The organism is Pseudomonas sp. IT-P12, assembly GCF_949767465.1.
Lineage (GTDB): Bacteria > Pseudomonadota > Gammaproteobacteria > Pseudomonadales > Pseudomonadaceae > Aquipseudomonas.
Map to the genome: position 1 here is coordinate 407,112 of NZ_CATKPY010000021.1, position 20,916 is coordinate 428,027.

At 57.8% G+C, this 20,916-nt stretch carries 25 protein-coding genes, 1 tRNA gene and 1 pseudogene; 6 read left to right on the forward strand and 21 right to left on the reverse strand.

The features are described 5' to 3' along the window. Positions 1–58: 58 nt before the first annotated feature. Together ACM6IM_RS10840 and ACM6IM_RS10845 are read right to left on the reverse strand one after the other, a co-directional pair. Positions 59–268 carry a hypothetical protein gene (locus ACM6IM_RS10840; RefSeq protein ID WP_201189203.1) on the reverse strand — a complete coding sequence of 70 codons (210 nt, stop codon included), beginning with the start codon at positions 266–268 and terminating at the stop codon, positions 59–61. Between the two features lie 240 nt (positions 269–508). After that, positions 509–601 (reverse strand): annotated as a pseudogene (locus ACM6IM_RS10845) (cell wall hydrolase); the annotation flags it as partial. Between the two features lie 125 nt (positions 602–726). Between ACM6IM_RS10845 and ACM6IM_RS10850 the strand changes: the two are divergent. Further along, entirely contained in the window at positions 727–2,745 is a 2,019-nt protein-coding gene (locus ACM6IM_RS10850) for an acyltransferase family protein (protein WP_414865125.1), read from the forward strand. Positions 2,746–2,786: 41 nt separating this feature from the next. Here ACM6IM_RS10850 and ACM6IM_RS10855 read toward each other — a convergent pair whose 3' ends face one another. After that, positions 2,787–3,095, reverse strand: coding sequence for a hypothetical protein (locus tag ACM6IM_RS10855; protein ID WP_414865126.1), 309 nt, complete (start codon positions 3,093–3,095; stop codon positions 2,787–2,789). 31 nt (positions 3,096–3,126) lie between these two features. Between ACM6IM_RS10855 and ACM6IM_RS10860 the strand changes: the two genes are divergently transcribed. Beyond that, positions 3,127–3,297 carry a hypothetical protein gene (locus ACM6IM_RS10860; protein WP_414865127.1) on the forward strand — a complete coding sequence of 57 codons (171 nt, stop codon included), beginning with the start codon at positions 3,127–3,129 and terminating at the stop codon, positions 3,295–3,297. Between the two features lie 200 nt (positions 3,298–3,497). Beyond that, positions 3,498–3,809: a hypothetical protein gene (locus ACM6IM_RS10865; protein WP_414865128.1), complete on the forward strand. Its 312-nt coding sequence runs from the start codon at positions 3,498–3,500 to the stop codon at positions 3,807–3,809. A gap of 178 nt (positions 3,810–3,987) precedes the next feature. Here ACM6IM_RS10865 and ACM6IM_RS10870 read toward each other — a convergent pair. The 9 genes from ACM6IM_RS10870 to thrS form a co-directional block, all read right to left on the reverse strand. Then, positions 3,988–4,064, reverse strand: a tRNA-Pro gene (locus ACM6IM_RS10870). An 89-nt stretch (positions 4,065–4,153) separates the two neighbouring features. Continuing rightward, positions 4,154–4,510, reverse strand: a complete 357-nt coding sequence (locus ACM6IM_RS10875; protein ID WP_003179985.1) for a MerR family transcriptional regulator — start codon at positions 4,508–4,510, stop codon at positions 4,154–4,156. After that, entirely contained in the window at positions 4,491–4,793 is a 303-nt protein-coding gene (ihfA, locus tag ACM6IM_RS10880) for an integration host factor subunit alpha (RefSeq protein ID WP_002553164.1), read from the reverse strand. Before ihfA ends, ACM6IM_RS10875 begins: the two co-directional genes overlap by 20 nt. A 3-nt stretch (positions 4,794–4,796) precedes the next feature. Next, positions 4,797–7,178, reverse strand: coding sequence for a phenylalanine--tRNA ligase subunit beta (gene pheT / locus ACM6IM_RS10885; RefSeq protein ID WP_414865129.1), 2,382 nt, complete (start codon positions 7,176–7,178; stop codon positions 4,797–4,799). A gap of 26 nt (positions 7,179–7,204) precedes the next feature. Beyond that, a complete protein-coding gene (gene pheS, locus ACM6IM_RS10890) occupies positions 7,205–8,221 on the reverse strand; it encodes a phenylalanine--tRNA ligase subunit alpha (protein WP_192301721.1) in 1,017 nt (338 codons plus the stop codon). A 109-nt stretch (positions 8,222–8,330) separates the two neighbouring features. Continuing rightward, positions 8,331–8,687: a 50S ribosomal protein L20 gene (gene rplT, locus ACM6IM_RS10895; protein WP_007905879.1), complete on the reverse strand. Its 357-nt coding sequence runs from the start codon at positions 8,685–8,687 to the stop codon at positions 8,331–8,333. A 28-nt stretch (positions 8,688–8,715) separates the two neighbouring features. Next, positions 8,716–8,910, reverse strand: a complete 195-nt coding sequence (gene rpmI / locus ACM6IM_RS10900) for a 50S ribosomal protein L35 (RefSeq protein WP_002553160.1) — start codon at positions 8,908–8,910, stop codon at positions 8,716–8,718. Positions 8,911–8,970: 60 nt separating this feature from the next. Beyond that, a complete protein-coding gene (gene infC / locus ACM6IM_RS10905; RefSeq protein ID WP_169851780.1) occupies positions 8,971–9,522 on the reverse strand; it encodes a translation initiation factor IF-3 in 552 nt (183 codons plus the stop codon). Beyond that, positions 9,522–11,444: a threonine--tRNA ligase gene (gene thrS / locus ACM6IM_RS10910; protein ID WP_192301722.1), complete on the reverse strand. Its 1,923-nt coding sequence runs from the start codon at positions 11,442–11,444 to the stop codon at positions 9,522–9,524. Before thrS ends, infC begins: the two co-directional genes overlap by 1 nt. Before the next feature lie 370 nt (positions 11,445–11,814). Between thrS and ACM6IM_RS10915 the strand changes: the two genes are divergently transcribed. Together ACM6IM_RS10915 and ACM6IM_RS10920 are read left to right on the forward strand one after the other, a co-directional pair. Continuing rightward, positions 11,815–12,117 carry a hypothetical protein gene (locus ACM6IM_RS10915; RefSeq protein ID WP_192301723.1) on the forward strand — a complete coding sequence of 101 codons (303 nt, stop codon included), beginning with the start codon at positions 11,815–11,817 and terminating at the stop codon, positions 12,115–12,117. A gap of 292 nt (positions 12,118–12,409) precedes the next feature. Next, the gene (locus ACM6IM_RS10920) at positions 12,410–12,622 is read left to right on the forward strand and encodes a cold-shock protein (RefSeq protein WP_003179963.1); all 213 of its coding nucleotides are present in this window, start codon (positions 12,410–12,412) and stop codon (positions 12,620–12,622) included. Between the two features lie 71 nt (positions 12,623–12,693). Here ACM6IM_RS10920 and ACM6IM_RS10925 read toward each other — a convergent pair whose 3' ends face one another. Continuing rightward, entirely contained in the window at positions 12,694–13,014 is a 321-nt protein-coding gene (locus ACM6IM_RS10925; RefSeq protein ID WP_201189230.1) for an I78 family peptidase inhibitor, read from the reverse strand. Between the two features lie 164 nt (positions 13,015–13,178). Then, the gene (locus tag ACM6IM_RS10930) at positions 13,179–13,484 is read right to left on the reverse strand and encodes a hypothetical protein (RefSeq protein WP_414865130.1); all 306 of its coding nucleotides are present in this window, start codon (positions 13,482–13,484) and stop codon (positions 13,179–13,181) included. 131 nt (positions 13,485–13,615) lie between these two features. Here ACM6IM_RS10930 and ACM6IM_RS10935 point away from each other — a divergent pair, with 131 nt between their 5' ends. Further along, positions 13,616–13,828, forward strand: coding sequence for a hypothetical protein (locus tag ACM6IM_RS10935; RefSeq protein WP_201189232.1), 213 nt, complete (start codon positions 13,616–13,618; stop codon positions 13,826–13,828). A gap of 32 nt (positions 13,829–13,860) precedes the next feature. Here ACM6IM_RS10935 and ACM6IM_RS10940 read toward each other — a convergent pair whose 3' ends face one another. From ACM6IM_RS10940 to ACM6IM_RS10970, 7 genes are read right to left on the reverse strand one after another with little or no spacing between them, the layout of a single operon-like run. Further along, positions 13,861–14,889 carry a nucleoside hydrolase gene (locus tag ACM6IM_RS10940; RefSeq protein ID WP_414865131.1) on the reverse strand — a complete coding sequence of 343 codons (1,029 nt, stop codon included), beginning with the start codon at positions 14,887–14,889 and terminating at the stop codon, positions 13,861–13,863. 37 nt (positions 14,890–14,926) lie between these two features. Then, positions 14,927–15,331: a D-ribose pyranase gene (gene rbsD, locus ACM6IM_RS10945; protein WP_414865132.1), complete on the reverse strand. Its 405-nt coding sequence runs from the start codon at positions 15,329–15,331 to the stop codon at positions 14,927–14,929. Next, positions 15,328–16,245 (reverse strand): ribokinase, encoded by a 918-nt coding sequence (gene rbsK / locus ACM6IM_RS10950; RefSeq protein ID WP_414865133.1) that lies wholly within the window; start codon positions 16,243–16,245, stop codon positions 15,328–15,330. Before rbsK ends, rbsD begins: the two co-directional genes overlap by 4 nt. Before the next feature lie 18 nt (positions 16,246–16,263). Continuing rightward, complete coding sequence (locus tag ACM6IM_RS10955) at positions 16,264–17,283, reverse strand: LacI family DNA-binding transcriptional regulator (protein WP_414865134.1); 1,020 nt, start codon at positions 17,281–17,283, stop codon at positions 16,264–16,266. Positions 17,284–17,286: 3 nt separating this feature from the next. Next, complete coding sequence (locus ACM6IM_RS10960) at positions 17,287–18,264, reverse strand: ABC transporter permease (protein WP_192301731.1); 978 nt, start codon at positions 18,262–18,264, stop codon at positions 17,287–17,289. Continuing rightward, positions 18,261–19,814 carry a sugar ABC transporter ATP-binding protein gene (locus ACM6IM_RS10965; protein WP_414865135.1) on the reverse strand — a complete coding sequence of 518 codons (1,554 nt, stop codon included), beginning with the start codon at positions 19,812–19,814 and terminating at the stop codon, positions 18,261–18,263. The genes ACM6IM_RS10960 and ACM6IM_RS10965 overlap by 4 nt, the downstream gene beginning before the upstream one ends. Before the next feature lie 55 nt (positions 19,815–19,869). Further along, on the reverse strand, positions 19,870–20,826 hold the full coding sequence (locus tag ACM6IM_RS10970; RefSeq protein ID WP_201189245.1) for a sugar ABC transporter substrate-binding protein: 957 nt from the start codon (positions 20,824–20,826) through the stop codon (positions 19,870–19,872). Positions 20,827–20,916 lie beyond the last annotated feature (90 nt).

A 20,916-nucleotide genomic window follows, 5' to 3' on the forward strand; every position in this document is an offset into this window, starting at 1 on the left:
AGAACTTCCATATCCAAACAGTGTGCATGCGCACATGAACAAGCGTTAGCAGATGCGCTTAGTGGAGGGTGACAACTCTGCGGCTTTCGCCAATCCTGATTCGATCCAAAGCCCGATTCAAGGCATCCAGAGCATCCAGGAGCGCTTTCGCCTCCGCCTCACGGCCATTGCCCCAAAGGCGTTCAGCCATTTTGTTCAGGGCCTGAATGGACCGTTCGATATCGGCAGCCGTCGCTGACGCTCTGTCTTCAGGAAGGTTCTTTGGCATTGGGAAGCCTCTTCAAGGCGATGCCCTGTTGTGACGTTGAACGAGTACACCACCTGGCGGAGGCACGCACTCACCAGGCAGATCCTGCAGCGATGGGAAATTTATCACTATTAAAATGCCACTACGAGACGTAAAGGGCCGAATTTCATTTTTTGCGCAGGCGTATAAAATCCAACACAATCATGTTAACTATTTGATTTTTCTAATGAATCATGGTCTAAACAGAGTGATTCGGGCACTCGCCCCTGCGAGATGGCCAACCAAGGACTCGCCCCGGGCCTCAGCCCACTGCGGGCGTGCGAGGATATCGCGGTCTTTTTCGGTTGCTGTCATGACTGTCCTCCAGGCTCAAAACGCCCGCTATTAGCGAGCCACGAAAATTCTTTATAAAGTATCTGCCGTGTACGATACTGCGCGTCTTTTTCTGGGGGTGATAAGACATTGGAGTTTCAAGAATAATGACGTCTCTTGCCGAGCAGGGCTTGACTCTGACGAAACAGTCCCTCACTCATCCAAAATACAGACCAGACATTGATGGACTGCGGGCTGTTGCAGTTCTGTTAGTTGTGGGTTATCACGCGTTTCCGGGGTGGGTGCCAGGCGGGTTTATTGGTGTTGATGTCTTTTTCGTAATTTCCGGATATCTGATTTCAACCATTATCTACGGAAGTCTTGAGCATCAGAAATTTAGATTTACGGAGTTCTACGCACGGCGCATCAGACGCATATTCCCTGCTTTGTTACTGGTGCTAATTTCGTGCTATGCCTTCGGCTGGTTTTCTTTACCTACCGGGGAGTATAAGCAACTGGGAAAACACATCGCGGGCAGCGCTTCATTCGCATCCAACTTAGTACTTTGGAAGGAAAGCGGGTATTTTGACACTGCCGCAGAATTGAAACCGCTGCTGCACATGTGGTCGCTGGGTATCGAAGAGCAATTTTATATTGTCTGGCCTATCATTCTGTGGTCTGCATGGCGAATGCGCCTGAATATACTGACGCTGACGGTTATTTTACTCGGAGCCTCGTTCGCACTAAATATAATTAACATCGAAAGTAACCCATCCAGCACCTTCTACTTCCCGCAGACACGGGCATGGGAGCTGTTGTCCGGATCGGTATTGGCCTACCTTGCCTTGCGCCATAGCGAGCAAAGCAGATGGGTTTCCGAACGACTAAAGTCAATACTTAAAATAACTGCTTTGCATCCCGGCACCCCAATAGCCGGATCCCTCCTGCGTAATGGGCAGTCGCTAATTGGCGCTACTCTGCTCGCGATCAGCCTTCTCATTATCACCCAAGAAGGCTTCCCTGGCTGGCAGGCAATCATCCCCTGCGCGGGTGCCATTCTGGTTATTTCCGCCGGCCCAAATGCCTGGCTTAACAAGCATATCCTTGCTGGAAAGTATTTCGTATGGATCGGTCTGATAAGCTTTCCGCTTTATCTTTGGCACTGGCCAATTTTGTCATTCGCCAAAATCATTGAAGGCGGGATGCCCTCCAGAGAGTTTCGAATTGCAGCAGTATTGTTAAGCATATGTCTCGCGTGGATTACATACCGACTCGAATTGAGAGTCAGACTATTAGCCAATGGCAAGCTCGGCATAATCATTCTTTCGACATCAATGGCTGCAGTAGGCCTGCTTGGATTTATAACATATAAAACCGATGGATTTTCTTATCGGGAGCCTGCTGAGATACGCGCAATATCCAACTTTAAATATGAAATGATGATAGATGCCCGATACTCGGATTGCTGGCTTGGCGCGGCTGATCCTTATGACGGTTTTGCCGGAAAATGCTTTATTTCAAGCGGCAACACACCAGGTTCCGGGGTATTGGTATGGGGTGATTCTCACGCTGCAAGGTTCTATCCTGGGCTAAATGCGGTTATCGGCAGCAACACTAAAATTCTTCAAGTAACACGCAGTTCATGCCCACCAATCTTAGACTTTGGTGATTCCGTTTGCGCTCAAAGTAACGCCTACATATTGGCCTCTATCGAAAAAATCAAACCGCAGACGGTCATCTTGTTTGGCGCCTGGGGAAGGTATGGAACAGACTGGGACAAAGGGTCAGCCAAGCGGAGTAAACTTCTTCATACCCTCAGCGAGATAAAACGCGCAGGTATTCAAGATATAATTGTATTAGGCCCGTCCCCAGAGTGGACAGACACACTACCCAAGATCGTATACAACAGCTGGAAAAATGATTACCCGCTTCACAGAATACCTAACAGGCTGAAAGAAGGACTTAATCCTGAGACCAAAAAGGTAGACGTTTATTTCAGAGAATTTATCTCGAAGTCAGAAGCCAATCTTGTGCCCTTGTACGACTTGCTTTGCAACGCGGAAGGGTGCATGACGCATGTCGACGGTGATCCTGCCAAGCTTACTAGCTGGGACTATGGCCACCTGACAACAGACGGAGCAAAGGTGATTGCCTCCAAGCTTGTTGAATCAGGTGTAATTAAATAGTCGTTGTCTCCCTGGCGATGGCTTCGTAGCCTCGACAACGCTTACTCAGTAAAGCCAGTCAGCGGTACCTTCCTCTCGCTCGGCGGGCGAGCAGTACGCAAAGTACGCGCGCCCGCTTCGACAGCAGCCCCAACGGCGATGCCGGCGACAGCAGCATCAACATCGAGGTCGTCGGCCATTGGAGGGATCAGCCATTCGAGCGCGTCATCGGCGAGAACTACAGCGAGAACCTTCGCGCTGCCATTGATCAGGCGATGACCGCTCCGGCCTATCCGCCTGCGCGCCCCGAATATCCCGAGATCGACGAAGCGCTCGAAGCTGCTGCGATCCAGTACTCCCTCCCCCTTCAAAGTCAGCCGCTATAGCGGCAAGGACGAAGTCATGCCCGTAGAAGCTGTTTTGATCCAGCCATTACCGATTGAGCGCGATGAGTTTGGCTTTTGGACCCACCCTCAATGGCCCTCCAATGACGACGAGCTGATCCCGTATTCGTGGTTCACCGAGCGAGGTTTAGAGGTTCGCGAAACCAACTTTGAATACGACGCCCCCTGAAGAGCTCCAAGCAACTTGGTTTCACGATGGGATTCCAGACTGCACGGCATGGGAACCGACCCCGCCCGGTGGCGATGCCTGGTTCATCTTCTCGATCTATGATGCCGATGATGGCCCGATCTGCGTGTGGGTGCGGCGGGTGCCCCCATGATCGCCCTCGCTTGGTTCGCCTACGTGTACTGCTACAGGGGGAAGCGGTTATGGACCGCATGGTCAGCGTCCCCACCAAGGTACTGGCCGGCCCGGCGCTGGACTGGGCTGTCGCATCAATCGAAGGCGATCAACAGCCCGCCGCCGGGCAACTGCAGCTCTTCGCCCAGGCCGACGCCGATCAGTTGATCGAGAAATACGGCATCTGGGTCGAGCGCGGTCATGTCGACCCCTGGTTGGCCGACGCCACCTGTGACCCGTTCCAGCACCAGCCCGGCGACACCCGGGCCATGGCCGTGTTCCGCGCGGTGGTCTTCGCCAAGTTCGGTGCCGCCGTCAGCATTCCCGCAGCACTCACCTAACCCTTACCCCACACAAGAGCCTGCCGGTGTACGGCGGGCGAGGATTCGTCATGTCCCCGAGGCAATTCCAGACCTGAATACCAGCGAAATCACCGGATAGTTTTGCGCCAGTTTTGCGCAGGCACAAAAAAGCCGATCAGATTGATCGGCTTAAGTGTCTGATTTTACTCAGGAATAATGGTCGGGACGGAGTGATTCGAACACTCGACCCCTAGCACCCCATGCTAGTGCGCTACCGGACTGCGCTACGCCCCGACTAGGCGTGAAACTTGTTCTTCACCTCGAAGAACGCTCAAGAATATATCGCAAGCGGTTGAAAACTGGAAGTATTCAAACGAATGATTTTATTTCTTGAGGACAACCAGCACATCTTCCAGCTCGGCAATCATCTGCCGAATCATCTGTTTGTACTGGGTGGTGTCATCTTTGGCCTCATCACCGGACAAACGCAAGCGCGCACCGCCGATGGTGAAACCCTGATCATAGAGAAGCGCGCGGATCTGCCGGATCATCAGCACGTCCTGTCGCTGATAATACCGGCGGTTTCCGCGTCGCTTGACGGGGTTGAGTTGAGGAAACTCCTGCTCCCAATAGCGCAGCACGTGCGGTTTTACCGCACACAGCTCGCTGACTTCACCAATGGTGAAGTAGCGTTTGCCTGGGATGACGGGTAGCTCGTCGTTATGACTTGGTTCCAGCATAAGCCTCAACTCGGGCCTTCAACTTCTGCCCTGGACGAAAGGTGACCACACGGCGAGCCGTGATCGGGATTTCTTCACCCGTTTTCGGATTGCGGCCAGGCCGCTGGCGTTTGTCCCGAAGGTCGAAATTGCCGAAACCGGACAATTTGACCTGCTCGTTGTCTTCAAGAGCGTGCCTGATTTCCTCGAAAAACAGTTCGACCAATTCCTTGGCTTCCCGCTTGTTCAGGCCCAGCTCTTCATACAGACGTTCCGCCATCTCAGCTTTCGTCAAAGCCCCCATACGTCACTTCCTTAACGTGGCGTTCAACCTTTGTTCGAGCGAGGTGAGGATGTTTTGCGTCGTGGTATTCACCTCATCGTCATTAAGAGTGCGCGATGGATGCTGCCAGGTCAAGCCAACTGCAAGGCTTTTTCTATGCGGATCAATACCTTTACCCTGATACACGTCAAATAGCCTGAGGTCTGTCAGCCATTCACCTGCATTTTCACGGATTACGTCGAGCACGGCATTGGCCGCAACGCCGACATCAGCGAGCAGTGCCAGGTCACGACGCACTTCAGGAAAGCGCGATAACTCCTGGAATTTCGGCATTTTCCCCAGCGCCACTTCTGCCAGCACCAGTTCAAAGACGAAGACCGGACGATCAAGGCCCAGGGCCTTGGACAATTCAGGGTGAATCGCGCCGACAAAACCGACCAGACGACCCTCACGCTCAATGCGTGCGGTCTGGCCTGGGTGCAATGCAGGGTGCTTGCCCGGCACGAAAGCGAACGAATCCAGTGCCCCGGCGAAACCCAGCACGGCTTCCACATCGGCTTTGACGTCGAAGAAATCCACGACATCGCGACCTTGTGCCCAGCCTTCCGGCAAACGGCTACCGCAAACCACACCCGCCAGCATCGGCTCTTGTTTCAGACCGTCCAGTTGCCCGACAAAACGCAGGCCACTTTCGAACAGACGGACACGGTCCTGTTGACGGTTCAGGTTGTGCTGAAGCGCCTTGACCAGACCCGGCCACAGGGACGAACGCATCGCCGCCATGTCGTTGGAAATCGGGTTGGCCAGCAACAGCGGCTCGACACCCGGATTAAACAACTCGAATTGTTTCGGATCGATGAAGCTGTAGGTGATCGCCTCCTGATAACCACGGGCCACCAGCAGGCGACGCAGCTCAGGCAGGTCGCTACGCGCTTCGGCCTTGGCTTGCGGCGCCAGACGGGCTTGCGGGTAACGCACCGGCAGACGGTTATAGCCGTACAGGCGCGCCAGCTCTTCGATCAGGTCAACCTCAAGGCTGATGTCGAAGCGATGGCTCGGCACTTCCACGCGCCACTGCCCTGCCCCTTCGGCGGTGATGGTCAGGCCCAGGCCGCTGAGCAGGCTCTCGACCTCGGCCGAGTCCATTTCCATGCCCAGCATCTGGCTGATGCGTTGAGCGCGCAGGGTCACCGGCGCGATCGACGGCAGGTGCTGCTCGCTGACGGTTTCGATGATCGGACCCGCTTCGCCGCCAGTGATGTCCAGCAGCAGACCCGTGGCGCGCTCCATGGCTTCACGGGCCAGCTTCCAGTCCACGCCGCGCTCGTAACGGTGCGAGGCATCGGTGTGCAGGCCATAGGAGCGGGCCTTGCCGGCAACGGCAATCTGATCGAAAAATGCGCTTTCGAGGAAAATGTCGCGGGTGGTCGCGGTGTTGACGCCGCTGTGCTCGCCGCCCATGACGCCGGCGATGGCCAAGGCCCGGGTGTGGTCGGCAATCACCAGCGTATCGCTACGCAGGCTGACTTCCTGGCCGTCGAGCAGTACCAGCTTCTCGCCTTCTTCGGCCATACGAACGCGGATGCCGCCGTTGATTTCGGCAAGATCGAACGCGTGCAGGGGTTGTCCCAGTTCGATCATCACGTAGTTGGTGATGTCGACGGCAGCGTCGATGCTGCGCACGTCGGCGCGACGCAGACGCTCCACCATCCACAGCGGCGTAGGCCTGGACAGGTCGACATTGCGGATCACACGCCCCAGGTAACGCGGGCACGCAGCGGGTGCGAGCACGTCAACCGGACGCACTTCGTCGTGTGCGGCAGGCACGCTGGCAACGACCGGACGGGTGACCTTGGCGGCATACAGCGCGCCGACTTCACGGGCCAGACCCGCCAGGGACAGGCAGTCGCCGCGGTTCGGGGTCAGGTCGACCTCGATGCTGGCGTCGTCCAGGTTCAGGTATTCACGAATGTCCTGGCCCACCGGTGCGTCGACCGGCAGTTCCATCAGGCCATCGTTGCCCTCACCGACCTGCAGCTCGGCCTGGGAACACAGCATGCCGTTGGACTCGACGCCCCGCAGCTTGGCTTTCTTGATCTTGAAGTCACCTGGCAGTTCGGCACCGATCATGGCGAACGGGATCTTCAGGCCCGGACGCACGTTCGGCGCACCGCATACGACCTGGAAGGTTTCCGAGCCATTGCTGACCTGGCACACACGCAACTTGTCCGCGTCCGGGTGTTGCTCGGTGCTCAGCACCTCGCCCACTACCACGCCACTGAATTCACCGGCGGCCGGCGTAACGCTATCGACCTCAAGACCGGCCATCGACAGACGAGCAACCAGCTCGTCGCGACTTACCTGCGGGCTGACCCAGCCGCGCAGCCATTGTTCACTGAATTTCATCCTGCTCTCCTAAGAATTCGTTACGACTAGCGAAATTGCGCGAGGAACCGCAAGTCGTTGTCGAAGAACAGACGCAAGTCGTTCACGCCGTAACGCAGCATGGCCAGACGCTCTACGCCCATGCCGAAGGCAAAGCCGGAGAACTCTTCCGGGTCGATGCCGGACATGCGCAGCACGTTCGGGTGGACCATGCCGCAGCCCATGACTTCCAGCCAACCCGTCTGCTTGCAGACGCGGCAGCCTTTGCCGCTGCACATCACGCATTCCATGTCGACTTCGGCCGATGGCTCGGTGAACGGGAAATACGAAGGACGGAAACGCACGGCCAGTTCTTTTTCGAAGAACACGCGCAGGAACTCTTCGATGGTGCCTTTGAGGTCGGCGAAGTTGATGTCGCGGTCGACCAGCAGGCCTTCGACCTGGTGGAACATCGGCGAATGGGTGATATCGGAGTCGCTGCGGTACACGCGACCCGGGCAGACGATGCGGATCGGCGGCTGCTTCGATTCCATGGTGCGGACCTGTACCGGGGAGGTATGGGTGCGCAGCAACATGTTGGCATTGAAATAGAAGGTGTCATGCATCGACCGGGCCGGGTGATGGCCTGGGATGTTGAGTGCTTCGAAGTTGTGGTAATCGTCTTCGACCTCAGGGCCTTCGGCGATGCCGTAGCCAATGTGGGTGAAGAATTGTTCGATACGCTCCAGCGTGCGGGTCACCGGATGCAGGCCACCGGAGGTCTGGCCGCGGCCAGGCAGGGTCACGTCAATGGACTCGGCAGCCAGCTTGGCGGCCAGATCGGCCTCTTCAAACAGCGCCTTGCGGGCATTGAGAACCTCTGTAACACGCTCCTTGGCAACGTTGATCAGGGCGCCGACCTGTGGGCGTTCCTCTGGCGGCAGATTGCCCAGGGTCTTCATCACCTGAGTCAATTCACCCTTCTTGCCAAGGTAGTGAACCCGGATTTGCTCCAGGGCATTGATGTCTTCAGCGCTTTGCACAGCCTCTAGTGCTTGAGAGACGAGCGCATCCAGGTTTTCCATGTACAGACTCCAGATACAAAATAGGGGAAGAGCTTGAAGGCTCTTCCCCTATTTATGACGTTTAACACCTGGCCCCACAGAGGTGAGGCCGGGTGACTGTCGGGGGTACTTAAGCCAAGGTGGCTTTAGCTTTCTCGACAATCGCAGCAAACGCCGCTTTTTCGTTCACTGCCAGATCAGCCAGAACCTTACGGTCGATCTCGATGGACGCTTTTTTCAGGCCGGCGATGAAACGGCTGTAGGACAGACCGTTGATACGAGCACCAGCGTTGATACGAGCGATCCACAGAGCGCGGAACTGACGTTTTTTCTGACGACGGTCACGGTAGGCGTATTGGCCTGCCTTGATTACCGCTTGCTTGGCAACACGGAATACGCGGGAGCGAGCGCCGTAGTAGCCTTTAGCAAGTTTCAGAATTTTTTTGTGACGTTTACGGGCAATGACGCCACGCTTTACACGAGCCATGAGTTACTTCCTCTATTCTTGACTAAAATTAACGAAGGCGCAGCATGCGCTCGACTTTTGCCACGTCAGACGGATGCAGCAAGCTGCTACCGCGCAGTTGACGCTTACGCTTGGTCGACATTTTGGTCAGGATGTGGCTCTTGAAAGCGTGCTTGTGCTTGATACCGTTAGCAGTTTTCAGAAACCGCTTAGCAGCACCACTTTTGGTTTTCATTTTTGGCATGTTCGGATACTCCGCATTCAGTTGATAAACATAATCAGAAGGCCTGCCGTGCCCTGTTGATTACTTCTTCTTTTTCGGGGCGATGACCATGATCAGCTGGCGTCCTTCCATCTTAGGATGCTGTTCGACCGAACCGTATTCGAGCAGGTCAGCTTCAACCCGCTTGAGCAGTTCCATCCCCAGCTCCTGGTGGGCCATCTCACGGCCGCGGAATCGCAAGGATACCTTGGCCCTGTCCCCGTCACTCAGGAAACGTACCAGGTTGCGCAGTTTTACCTGGTAATCCCCTTCCTCCGTCCCTGGACGAAACTTGATTTCTTTAACCTGAATCTGCTTCTGGTTTTTCTTGGCCGCGGCAATCTGCTTCTTCTTCTCGAAGATCGATTTGCCGTAGTCCATCAGTTTGCAAACAGGGGGTACTGCATCGGCGGAAATCTCCACCAGATCCAGCTTGGCCTCTTCAGCCTTAAGAAGCGCGTCTTCAATTGACACAATCCCAAGCTGTTCACCTTCAGCTCCAATTAACCGAACCTCGCGTGCCGAGATATTCTCGTTGATCGGGGCCTTCGGTGCAGCTCGTTTATCTTGTCTCATTTCACGCTTAATAATAATTACTCCGAATCTGGGCGACCACGCCGGGAAACCGCTTGCGCGAGAAACTCAGCGAACTGGGCGACGGGCATCGAGCCCAGGTCAGCACCTTCACGAGTACGCACAGCGACAGTTTGCATTTCGACTTCCTTATCTCCGATGACCAGGAGGTATGGAACCTTGAGCAAAGTATGCTCGCGGATTTTAAAGCCGATCTTTTCATTTCTCAAGTCAGACTTGGCACGAAACCCGCTTTCGTTGAGAGTTTTTTCCACCTGGGCGACGAAATCTGCCTGTTTATCAGTGATATTCATCACCACTGCCTGGGTCGGAGCCAGCCACGCAGGGAATGCACCCTCGTAGTGCTCGATCAGAATTCCGACGAAACGCTCGAACGACCCAAGGATCGCCCGGTGCAACATCACCGGATGCTTGCGGCTGTTGTCTTCGGAGACATACTCGGCTCCCAGACGGACAGGCAGGTTGAAATCGAGCTGCAGGGTACCACACTGCCAGACACGGCCGAGGCAATCTTTCAGCGAGAATTCGATCTTCGGCCCGTAGAACGCGCCTTCTCCCGGCTGCAGGTCGTACGGCAGGCCCGCACTGTCGAGGGCTGCAGCCAATGCGGCTTCGGCACGATCCCACAGCTCGTCGGAACCCACGCGCTTTTCCGGACGAGTGGACAGCTTCATCTCGATGTCCTTGAAGCCGAAGTCGGCGTAGACATCCATGGTCAGCTTGATGAACGCGGCGGACTCGGCCTGCATCTGCTCTTCGGTGCAGAAGATGTGGGCGTCGTCCTGAGTGAATGCACGCACCCGCATGATGCCGTGCAGCGCGCCCGACGGCTCGTTACGGTGGCAGGCACCGAATTCGGCCAAGCGCATCGGCAGCTCACGGTAGCTCTTCAGGCCCTGGTTGAACACCTGCACATGGCAAGGGCAGTTCATCGGCTTGATGGCGTAATCGCGGCTTTCCGACTCGGTGGTGAACATGTTGTCGGCGTAGTTGGCCCAGTGCCCGGACTTTTCCCAAAGGCTACGGTCGACGACCTGAGGCGTCTTGATCTCCAGGTAACCGTTTTCGCGCTGAACCTTGCGCATGTACTGTTCGAGGACCTGATACAGGGTCCAGCCGTTCGGGTGCCAGAACACCATGCCTGGCGCTTCTTCCTGGGTGTGGAACAGGCCCAGGCGCTTGCCGATCTTGCGGTGATCGCGCTTTTCAGCTTCCTCGATGCGCTGGATGTAAGCCGCCAGCTGCTTCTTGTCAGCCCACGCCGTACCGTAAACGCGCTGCAACTGCTCGTTCTTGGCATCGCCACGCCAGTAGGCGCCGGACAACTTGGTGAGCTTGAAGGATTTCAGGAAACGCGTGTTCGGCACGTGCGGCCCGCGGCACATGTCGACGTATTCTTCGTGATAATACAGGCCCATGGCCTGCTCGTTCGGCATGTCCTCGACCAGACGCAGCTTGTAGTCTTCGCCGCGGGCCTTGAACACTTCGATCACTTCGGCGCGCGGAGTGACTTTCTTGATCACGTCGTAATCTTTCTCGATCAGCTGCTGCATGCGCTGTTCGATGGCCGCCATGTCGTCCGGGGTGAAAGGACGTTCGAAGGCGATGTCGTAATAGAAGCCTTCGTCGATGACCGGCCCGATGACCATCTTGGCAGTCGGGTACAGCTGCTTGACCGCGTGGCCGACCAGGTGCGCGCAAGAGTGGCGAATGATCTCCAGCCCCTCTTCATCCTTTGGCGTAATGATTTGCAGCGTGGCATCGCTGTCGATGATGTCGCTGGCGTCGACCAGCTTGCCATTGACCTTGCCGGCCAGGGTGGCCTTGGCCAGGCCAGCACCGATGGATGCGGCGACCTCGGCAACGGAAACCGGGTGATCGAATGAACGTTGACTGCCGTCGGGAAGAGTAATAGTTGGCATGGCGCCTCCTCTCCTAGTGGTGACCCCTACCAAAGGTCACGTGGGTTGGGATGAGCCAGTACAAGATCCAGTCCAGGCCATTCAATGACGAACGCCTGCCTTACAGCGGCAGGAGCCTTGCGGCCAACCGGAAAACCGAACCAGAGTGACTGGGATTCAAATCGGGGTTATTCGGACATTCGCCGCCGGGGACCGCGGGTCATCCGGAGCGTGCAAACACCCGAGCGACGCATGCTAGCACAGATGAACGGTCATCGCCGCGCCCAGGTTTTCCATTGGGGCAAATCGGCCATTTTATGCCAGAGTGCTGAACTTGGCCCCCTTTCATCCCTCAGATAAAAAGACATTGACCCACAAGGAGCATCTCAGCATGCGTCTGAATCGTTTGTTCGCAGTAGTCGCCCCCATTGCCCTCCTGCTGCCGCTGACTGCCCACGCCGACTGGCCCAAGGGCGAACGCGAGAAGTACATGGCGCAGTGCACCCAGGCGGCAAGTCCCCAGATCGGCGCCGCAGCAGCCAAGGCCCACTGCGCCTGCGGTGCGGATGCGATCAAGTCGTACCCCGCCGCCGATCTGCAAGCTCTGATGGATAACAAGGCCGACGAAGCGCTGCAGCGCAAGGCGCTCACCCAGATTTCAGCGTGCAAGGCTGATAACAAGGCTAAAAAATAACGTCGAACAGACGCGAGAAGGGCTCGACTACCGTTGAAAATCCCGCGAAAAAGCGCCCTTTTCAACAATTTATGCAGGTTTTACAGCTTTTTTTATCGTCTTTACTTTAGCCTGAAAGCCTTTTAAAACGGGGCTTTCAGGCGCATCGAGCAACAAAGAGCGAGCGACTGAAGGGTAAACAGCACGTCCGGGGGGCTCCCAAATCGAACATTTCGACTATGATACTCCGGTGTGCCCAGTTGGCCTGAGCAGCACAGTACTACTGAAAATATATGTTTCTTGGAGATACACCATGTCTAATCGCCAAACCGGCACCGTTAAATGGTTCAACGATGAAAAAGGCTTCGGCTTCATCACTCCTCAAGGTGGCGGTGACGACCTGTTCGTACACTTCAAAGCTATCGAAAGCGACGGTTTCAAAAGCCTGAAAGAAGGCCAAACCGTTTCCTTCGTGGCTGAGAAAGGCCAAAAGGGTATGCAAGCTGCACAAGTTCGCCCAGAGTAATTTCCCGGCGCGCTAAAAAAACCCCGTCCATGTGACGGGGTTTTTTATGGGCGATTGAAAACCTGTCGCTGTCAGCCGCAATTGACCCGGTTGATCACCAGCTGGTCATCGGTGCTCAGGTTCAGGCGATCGGAGCGATACTCCAGGGTCACCATGTCATTGGGCTTGAGGATTCGGGCGCTTTGTGCACCGGCGCGAACGCGTGCCTGCTCGAGCAGTTCGGGCGAAGCCTTTTTACCAAGAGTGAACTCGGCAGCCTTTGCTTCGCAGCGACTGTGGCCGGAATCAGCCGACGCAACAGGGTCCGTGGCCGAGTCGGTGGATGTATTGCTGCAACCGGCCAGCAAGCCAACGGCCAGCAATGTACCCAATGACGCGAGCTTCCAAGGCATGGAGCCTCCTTTTTTCCAGTAGTTAAGACTAGATCGTGCGACCGCCAATATGACGTTTGGTTTCACAAAGGGGTACTAGCACCTTGCCCACGACCGTGGCTGGCGAGTTTGCCTGACCCTCCTCTGTCGTCCACCGCTCAATCGTGACTGAATATGAACGGCACTCAATATATATCGATGTAATCGAAGGGTGGCTTGGGCCAGTTGGCTTTCAGCGCATTGAAGATCTGCATGACCCAGACCTCATCGCTGGCGGCAACCCGCCCCACGTAACCGGAGCCTTTGGCCCACGTTTCCAGGCGAAACAGCAGGCCCTCGATGTCGGTGCCGCCCACGACACCCGACGAAATATAGGCAATACCACCCTTGGTCACCCGCAGCTGCGTGTGTTCATCATCGCTGGCACTGGCCAGCAGTTGGCGCACCGCTTCCAGGGTCAGGCCGTCAGGAACATTCAAATCGATCTGCACAGCACGATCCTTGAAAAATCGTTAAAGACCCAGTGTCGCATAGCCCTGCCCTCATGCCTAAGTCGGAGTGTCAAAGGGGCCGCAAAATGATTAACTCATACGCGGACTTCACCCAATTCACGAGCGCCATCATGACCACCGTAAGCATAGACGCCGACATCAAGGCCAAATGGCCCCAGGGCCATAGTTCCTACAGCCCGGGCAGCCCGGAAGAGTTGGCAATCATAGGCATCGATCTGTTGGTCAAGGCGCTGGGGACCGAGGCAGCACAATCGTTCATTGCCCAGGTATTCGAAAAATACCCGGCCGACTACAAAGGCGCCGACACCAACGAAAGGGAGTGAAACCCGCAGGCCGGCACCTGCGGGGGTGAAGCTTACTTCAGGCGAGCCAGACGATGGGTCAGCAGGTCAAAAAAGCCCTGAGCGTCGCCACTTTCAATCCAGACGGCATTCTTCGGCGCTTTCAGACCGTCGTACCAGTCGACAATGGTTTGACCGAAGGTCGGGCCTTCACGGCTATCGATTACCACATTGACCGAGCGCCCGCTGAACAGCTCAGGCTTGAGCAGATAGGCGATGACGGTGGCGTCATGCACCGGACCACCTGGAATGCCGTAGTGCTCCATATCGGCCTTGATGTACTCGTTGAGGATATCGCCCACGCGTTTGCCGGCCTCGTTGTTCAACGCAGCGATTTGCTTCAGGCGCGCGTCACTGGTCAGGATCTTGTGCGTCACGTCCAGTGGCAGGTAAGTCAGCTTGACGCCGCTCTTCAGCACCACCTCTGCAGCCTGCGGGTCGGCGAACAGATTGAATTCGGCCACGGGGGTGATGTTGCCACCGTTGAAGTGCGCCCCTCCCATGATCACCACTTCCTTGATGCCTTCAACGATTTCCGGCGCCTGGATCAGCGCCAGGGCCAGGTTGGTCTGCGGCCCCAGCATGGCGATGGTGATGCTGTGGGGCCTGGCGGTTTTCAAGGTATCGATCAGGTAATCGACCGCATTTCCCTTGGCCAGCCCCTTCTGCGGCTCATACACCGTGACGCCCGCCATGCCTTCCTTGCCGTGAATGTTGTCGGCATAGATCGGCGTACGCATCAGCGGCTTTGGCGCCCCCGCATACACAGGCACTTCTTCGCGCCCTGCCCACTCCCGCGCCAGCCGCGCGTTACGCGAGGTCTTGTCCAGGCGCACATTGCCGGCCACGGTGGTCAGCGCGAGAACATTCAATTCCTGTGGTGATGCCAGGGCGAGCAGCAAGGCCACCACGTCGTCGGCACCTGGATCGGTGTCGATGACCAGGTCGATCCTGTCGGCCGCCTGGGCGCTCGTTGCGGTCATGAGGGTCAAAAGCAGCAGGCTCCGGAGCAGACGGGGCAATTTCTGAGCATAGCGGTACATGGCGCACTCCTTGTGCAGGGGGAAACAGTGAATCGATTCAAAAGGTGACCCCGGCCGCCAGCACGATGTTGCAGTACGGCTGGCATTCACCGGTGCGCACGATCGCCCTCGCCTGTCGGCTCAAGACCTTGAACTGCTCATGGCTGAGCAACTCGCGCTGACCCAGCGCACCTTCGGCATGCAGTTTTTCCAGCGCAACCAGCGCTGACGGTTGTTTGTCCAGGATCTCAAGGGCCAGCACATGACGTTCGACCTGCATTTCGCTGAGCACAACGTTCAACGTGCTGATGAAATCCGGAATACCCTGGGTCAGGGCCAGATCGATCAGCTCGACACCCGGCGGCACCGGCAGGCCGGCATCACCGATCACGACCAGGTCGCCGTGCCCGAGGGAAGCAATCAGTCGCGACAACGCGACATTGAGCAAAGGTGTCTTCTTCATGGTGCTTCAAAGGCCTGTACTTCGGATAAATCGGGAATCGAGGGCTGCGCGCCAGCCCGGGTGACCGACAGCGCAGCGGCAATCTGTCCGAACTGTATGGCCTCGCTTTCACTTTTACCGGCGGCCAGTGCAGCGGCAAAACCACCGACAAAGGTATCGCCCGCCGCCGTGGTATCGATCGCTTTCACCTTCGGTGCGGCAAAGTGCTCGAAGCCCTGGCCATTGGCGAACAACGAGCCCTGTGCGCCGAGTGTGATGATGACCTTGCCTGCACCCATCGCGACCAACCGGGCCGCCGCGGTTTCAGCAGTCGCCAGCGAGTCCACCGGCAGCCCGGTCAGGGCCGAGGCTTCGCTTTCGTTGGGAATCAGGTAATCGATGGCGGCATACCAGTCTGCCGGCAGCGGGCGACTGGCAGGCGCCGGATTGAGAATGACCGTCTTGCCCAACTCGCGGCCGCGCTTGAGTGCATGACCGACCGTGGCATCGGGCACTTCCAACTGACAGATGATCACATCCGCCGCCTGCAATACCGTGTCGAACCGGTCGATCAATGCTGGCGTCAACGCCCCATTGGCACCGGCAACGATCACGATCGCGTTCTGGCTGTTGTCATCGACCACAATCAACGCAACGCCGCTGGCACCCTCTGCCACGCTGACCGCCTGACAATCGATTCGCTCAGCCAGCAGCGCCCCGCGCAGCGCTTCGCCATAGGCGTCGCTGCCGACGCAACCGACCATCGATACCTGCGCGCCCAACCGCGCCGCAGCAACTGCCTGATTGGCACCCTTGCCGCCGTGGACCGTGGTAAACGACTCACCGATCAGCGTCTCGCCGCCACGGGGCAAACGCGAAGCACGGGTCACCAGGTCCATGTTCAGGCTACCTATCACCACTACTCTTGCTGGCATACATCACTACTCGCTGTATCAACGCAATTGTGCGAAAAGACCCGCCAGAGGCGCCGTCGATTCCCGCAGGACAATACTGGGTGTCACGATCCGCTGGTCGATCGCCGTATCCGGCTTGGCGATCCTGCGCAGCAGCACGCCGGCCGCCATTTCCCCCAACTGCAGGATCGATTGCCCTACGGTGGTCAGCGCCGGATAAACGTAACGGCTCATCTGGATATCGTCGAAGCCGATCACCGACAACTCGGCCGGTACGCGGATGTTGCGCTCGGCGGCGGCTCGCAGGACGCCGAAGCCGATCATGTCGTTACCGGCAAAAATCGCGGTGGGCGGGTTCTTTTCCAACAGGGTCGCGGCGGCTGTGTAACCGCCGGTGCTGGTGAAATCACTTTCCAGCACCCGCTCCCGGGACACCTCGACGCCGGCTTCCTGCAAGGCGCGGCGATAACCCGCCAGGCGCATCTGGGCCACACTGGTGCCTGCCGGCCCGCCGATCGTGGCGATGTCCCTATGCCCCAACTCCAGCAGGTGCCGGGTCGCCAGGTAAGCACCGTATTCATGGTCGATGCGCACCAGGTCGGTATTCACGCCTTGGAGCCCACGGTCGACGATGACCATCGGCGTGCGCACCCCCGCCAACCCCTCCGCCAGACCGGCGTCACCACCGGCTGACGCCACGATCAATCCGTCGATGCGCTTTTCCAGCAACACGCGCAGGTAACTGCGTTGCTTATCCGGATTGTCATCGGAGTTGCAGAGAATCACGCAGTAGCCATTGCGCTCGCAGTAGTCCTCGATGCCGCGTGCCAGCTCGGCGAAGTACGGGTTGAGGCTGTTGGGCACCAGCAGGCCAATGGTTGCCGTGGTCTTGGCTTTCAACGAACGGGCCACCGCGCTGGGCACGTAGTCGAGGCTCTTGATCGCGGCCTCGACCTTGACCCGCACTTCTTCGCTGACCGGACGGGTCTTGTTCACCACATGGGACACCGTGGTGTAGGAAATTCCCGCGAGCGCGGCTACATCTTTAATGGTTGCCATGACTCAGGTCCGCCGGCTTGCGCGCTGACTGCGATAGGTATCCAGCACCACCGCTACGACAATGACCGCACCTGTGATGATGCGCTTGGTCGGTTCCGTCGCGCCGATTTGCGCCAGCCCGGCCGCCAGCACGGAAATGATCAGGACACCGAAAAACGTGCTGATGACCGAGCCGCGCCCACCCATCAGGCTGGTGCCGCCGATCACCACCGCCGCGATCACTTGCAGCTCCAGGCCGGAACCGGCATTCGGGTCCGCCGCCTCCAGGCGTGAAATCTGGAACAGCGCCGCGATACCGGCCAGCAACCCCATCAGACTGAACACCAGGATCTTGTAGGGCTTTGGATTGATCCCTGCCAGGCGTACCGCTTCTTCATTGGTGCCGATACCGATCAGATAACGACCGAACACGGTGCGGGTCAATACCGCCTGGGCAATGAAGATGATCAGCAAGGCAATGATGAACGAAGGCGAGATGCCGAAGGCAATCGGGTTGGACAGCCAGGCGAAGGCATCGCCGATGTAGGCCGTGCGCGAGCCGGTCATCTGGTACGCCACGCCACGCGCCATCTCCAGCACGCCGAGGGACACGATGAACGACGGGATTCGCCACGCCACGGTGATCGAGCCGGTGATGGTCCCGGCCAATGCAGCGGCCGCCATGCCAAGCAGCGCTGCCGGCAGCACGCTCCAGCCCCAACCCAGAATGGCCACACTGACCGTCGATGCCGCCAGCGCCAGCACCGACCCCACCGACAGGTCGATGCCACCGATGATCAGCACGAAGGTCATGCCGACCGCCAGCACCATCAAGTCCGGTATCTGGTTGGCCAGGGTGCTGAAGGTGTCATAGGACAGGAAATGGCTGCTCAGGATCGAGAACAGAACGACCATCGCCAGCAAGGCACCAGCCAGGCCCAGATAAGTGCCAAGGCCGTAGAAATTGCCGCTACGTTGACCGGCAGGCGTTGCAGTTTTCATGGGAGATCCCTAGGCGCTGCCTCGTTGAGCAACGCATCACGTTTTTGGTAGCCGGCAAAAGCGGCGGCAAGCAAGTCATCCTGGGTCCAGCTGTCGCGCTCAAACGTCTCGATCAGGCGCCCCGCCGACAGTACGCCGATGCGGTCGCAGATCAGCATCAGCTCGCGCAAATCACTGGACACCACCACCAGCGCCTTGCCCTGCCGGGTCAGCTCACCGAGCAATGCATAAATGTCGAATTTGGCACCGACATCGATGCCGCGTGTCGGTTCGTCGAACAGCAACACCGAACAATCGCGCTCCAGCCAGCGGCCGATCACGACCTTCTGCTGGTTACCGCCGGACAGCTCCGATACCAATTGCGTCGGGCTGGAACTGCGGATGCGCATGGCGTCGATCTGGCGCCGGGCCAGCGACACCTCCTCGCCGTTGTTGACGAAACCCGCACTGGATATCTCCGCCATATTGCCCAGGGCAATGTTGGCGCTGATCGACTGAGTCAACAGCAAGCCTTCGCCCTTGCGATCTTCGGTAATCAGCGCGATGCCCTGTGCAACGGCATCCGCCGGCGAGCGAATGGTTGCGACCTGCGCTGGCGAACCCAGCGCCACCGTGCCGCTGTCTGCCGCATCGGCGCCGAATATCAGCCGTAACAGTTCGGTGCGCCCTGCCCCGATCAAACCGGAAATGCCGAAGATTTCGCCGGCACGCACCTCGAAGGACACATCGCGCACCTTGTCGGCACGGGTCAGCCCTCTGACCGTCAACGCCGGGGCGCCGATCTTGCGCGGCCCCATGTCGATGTGTTCGCCCAGCTCGCGGCCAACCATCAGGGTCACCAATTGATCACTGTTGTAGTTGGCCATCGGTTCGACGCAAACCAGGTTGCCGTCGCGCAATACCGCAATGCGTTGCGCCACTCGCGCCAGCTCTTCAAGGCGGTGGGAGATGTAAATGATCGACACCCCACGTGCCTGCAGGCGTGTGATCTGCTCGAAGAGCATTTCGACTTCACGGGCCGTCAGCATCGCGGTCGGCTCATCGAGAATCAGCACATGGCAATCGCCAATCAAGTTGCGGGCGATCTCCACCATTTGCTGGTGACCGATGCCCAGCTCGCCGACCAGCGTGTCCGGGTCGATCGCATCGAGCCCGACCTGGGCCATGGCCTCGATCGCCGCCTTGCGCAATTGCTTGCGACTGATCCAGCCCGCGTTGCTGGGCAGATTGTCGAGAAACAGGTTTTCCGCTACGGACAGGGTCGGCAGCAGATTGAGCTCTTGCATGACCATGCGGATGCCCAGCTCTTCAGCCTGGGTGCGGCTGCCGGGACGGTAATCCTGACCCTGAAATTGCATCTGGCCGGTGCTTGGCGTGACCAGTCCGCCGATGATTTTCGACAGCGTGCTTTTGCCGGCGCCATTCTCGCCCGTCAGCGCCAGCACCTCGCCGCGCATCAGCGTCAGGTCGATTCCAGTGAGGACAGGTTGCGCATAAGTCTTGCCGATACCGCTGACCGAGAGGACAGCGTTCGGGGCGGAAACTGACATAAGAATCTCCATGCGCTCGCCCGGACGGGCGAGCACCGTTGTGTCGCCAGAAGGACTACTTGGTGACCAGCTCGACCGGCGTTTCGATGACGCCGTTGGCGCCGCTGTCGACTTTCTCACCCTTGATGATCTTCAGCGCCGTCTCGATACCGAACACGGCTTGCCTGGCGGCAAACTGGTCGGCCGTGGCGAGGACGCGGCCGTCCTTGAGCATCGGCTTGATCGCATTGATGTTGTCATAACCGACTACCTGCACCTTGCCGGCCTTGCCTGCGGCACGCACCGCAGACACCGCGCCGACCGCCATGCTGTCGTTGCCGGCCAGCAGGGCCTTGAGGTTCGGGTATTCACTGAGCATTGAGGAGGCAACCTGGTTGCCCTTGTTGATTTCCCAGTCGCCGGATTGCAGGGACACGACCTTGATCTGCGCCGCTTCCATTGCATCCTTGAAGCCTGCAGTACGGGCCTGGGCATTGGTGGTCGTGGAAACGCCTTCGATGATGCCGACTTCATCACCGGCCTTCAGTTGCCTGGCCAGGTACTCGCCCACCAGGCGTGCACCCTTACGGTTGTCCGGGCCTACGAACGGAACTGTGATGTTCTTGCTTTTGAGGACCGCGGCGTCCAGCTGGTTATCGATGTTGACCACCGTGATGCCGGCATCGACCGCTTTTTTGATCACGGGCACCATGGCCTTCGAATCAGCCGGGGCGATGACCAGTGCATTGACCTTGGAGACGATCATCTGCTCGACGATACGGATCTGGTTGGCTGTGTCCGTTTCGTCCTTGATACCGTTGGAGATCAGCTCGAAATCGCCGGAGTGTTCTTTCTGGTAAGCCTTGGCACCGTCTTCCATGGTCAGGAAGAATTCGTTGGCCAGAGACTTCATGACCAGCGCGACTTTAGGTTTTTCAGGGGTTTCGGCGAAAGCCGAAGAGACAGGCAGCGCGGCGGATGCGGCAGCCAGCATAGCGACAGCAAGAAGACGTCCAGCGAATGGCAGCTTCATGGGTTCACTCCGATCTTATGATTGTTCTGAGCAACGCTTGCGCTGATGTACACTTCACCGCTGTGGTCAGTCATAGACAGTCGGCGGAGC

What these genes read in the sequence shown, in the direction of transcription:
- ACM6IM_RS10865 (WP_414865128.1), top strand. Translation starts at nt 3,498, where the DNA reads ATGGACCGCATGGTCAGCGTCCCCACCAAGGTACTGGCCGGCCCGGCG.
- ACM6IM_RS10915 (WP_192301723.1), top strand. Translation starts at nt 11,815, where the DNA reads ATGCGTCTGAATCGTTTGTTCGCAGTAGTCGCCCCCATTGCCCTCCTG.
- ACM6IM_RS10925 (WP_201189230.1), bottom strand. Translation starts at nt 13,014, where the DNA reads ATGCCTTGGAAGCTCGCGTCATTGGGTACATTGCTGGCCGTTGGCTTG.
- pheS (WP_192301721.1), bottom strand. Translation starts at nt 8,221, where the DNA reads ATGGAAAACCTGGATGCGCTCGTCTCTCAAGCACTAGAGGCTGTGCAA.
- ACM6IM_RS10940 (WP_414865131.1), bottom strand. Translation starts at nt 14,889, where the DNA reads ATGTACCGCTATGCTCAGAAATTGCCCCGTCTGCTCCGGAGCCTGCTG.
- ACM6IM_RS10935 (WP_201189232.1), top strand. Translation starts at nt 13,616, where the DNA reads ATGACCACCGTAAGCATAGACGCCGACATCAAGGCCAAATGGCCCCAG.
- thrS (WP_192301722.1), bottom strand. Translation starts at nt 11,444, where the DNA reads ATGCCAACTATTACTCTTCCCGACGGCAGTCAACGTTCATTCGATCAC.
- ACM6IM_RS10860 (WP_414865127.1), top strand. Translation starts at nt 3,127, where the DNA reads ATGCCCGTAGAAGCTGTTTTGATCCAGCCATTACCGATTGAGCGCGAT.
- ACM6IM_RS10955 (WP_414865134.1), bottom strand. Translation starts at nt 17,283, where the DNA reads ATGGCAACCATTAAAGATGTAGCCGCGCTCGCGGGAATTTCCTACACC.
- pheT (WP_414865129.1), bottom strand. Translation starts at nt 7,178, where the DNA reads ATGAAATTCAGTGAACAATGGCTGCGCGGCTGGGTCAGCCCGCAGGTA.
- rpmI (WP_002553160.1), bottom strand. Translation starts at nt 8,910, where the DNA reads ATGCCAAAAATGAAAACCAAAAGTGGTGCTGCTAAGCGGTTTCTGAAA.
- ihfA (WP_002553164.1), bottom strand. Translation starts at nt 4,793, where the DNA reads ATGGGGGCTTTGACGAAAGCTGAGATGGCGGAACGTCTGTATGAAGAG.
- ACM6IM_RS10920 (WP_003179963.1), top strand. Translation starts at nt 12,410, where the DNA reads ATGTCTAATCGCCAAACCGGCACCGTTAAATGGTTCAACGATGAAAAA.
- ACM6IM_RS10850 (WP_414865125.1), top strand. Translation starts at nt 727, where the DNA reads ATGACGTCTCTTGCCGAGCAGGGCTTGACTCTGACGAAACAGTCCCTC.
- ACM6IM_RS10875 (WP_003179985.1), bottom strand. Translation starts at nt 4,510, where the DNA reads ATGCTGGAACCAAGTCATAACGACGAGCTACCCGTCATCCCAGGCAAA.
- ACM6IM_RS10965 (WP_414865135.1), bottom strand. Translation starts at nt 19,814, where the DNA reads ATGTCAGTTTCCGCCCCGAACGCTGTCCTCTCGGTCAGCGGTATCGGC.
- rplT (WP_007905879.1), bottom strand. Translation starts at nt 8,687, where the DNA reads ATGGCTCGTGTAAAGCGTGGCGTCATTGCCCGTAAACGTCACAAAAAA.
- ACM6IM_RS10840 (WP_201189203.1), bottom strand. Translation starts at nt 268, where the DNA reads ATGCCAAAGAACCTTCCTGAAGACAGAGCGTCAGCGACGGCTGCCGAT.
- rbsK (WP_414865133.1), bottom strand. Translation starts at nt 16,245, where the DNA reads ATGCCAGCAAGAGTAGTGGTGATAGGTAGCCTGAACATGGACCTGGTG.
- rbsD (WP_414865132.1), bottom strand. Translation starts at nt 15,331, where the DNA reads ATGAAGAAGACACCTTTGCTCAATGTCGCGTTGTCGCGACTGATTGCT.
- ACM6IM_RS10970 (WP_201189245.1), bottom strand. Translation starts at nt 20,826, where the DNA reads ATGAAGCTGCCATTCGCTGGACGTCTTCTTGCTGTCGCTATGCTGGCT.
- ACM6IM_RS10960 (WP_192301731.1), bottom strand. Translation starts at nt 18,264, where the DNA reads ATGAAAACTGCAACGCCTGCCGGTCAACGTAGCGGCAATTTCTACGGC.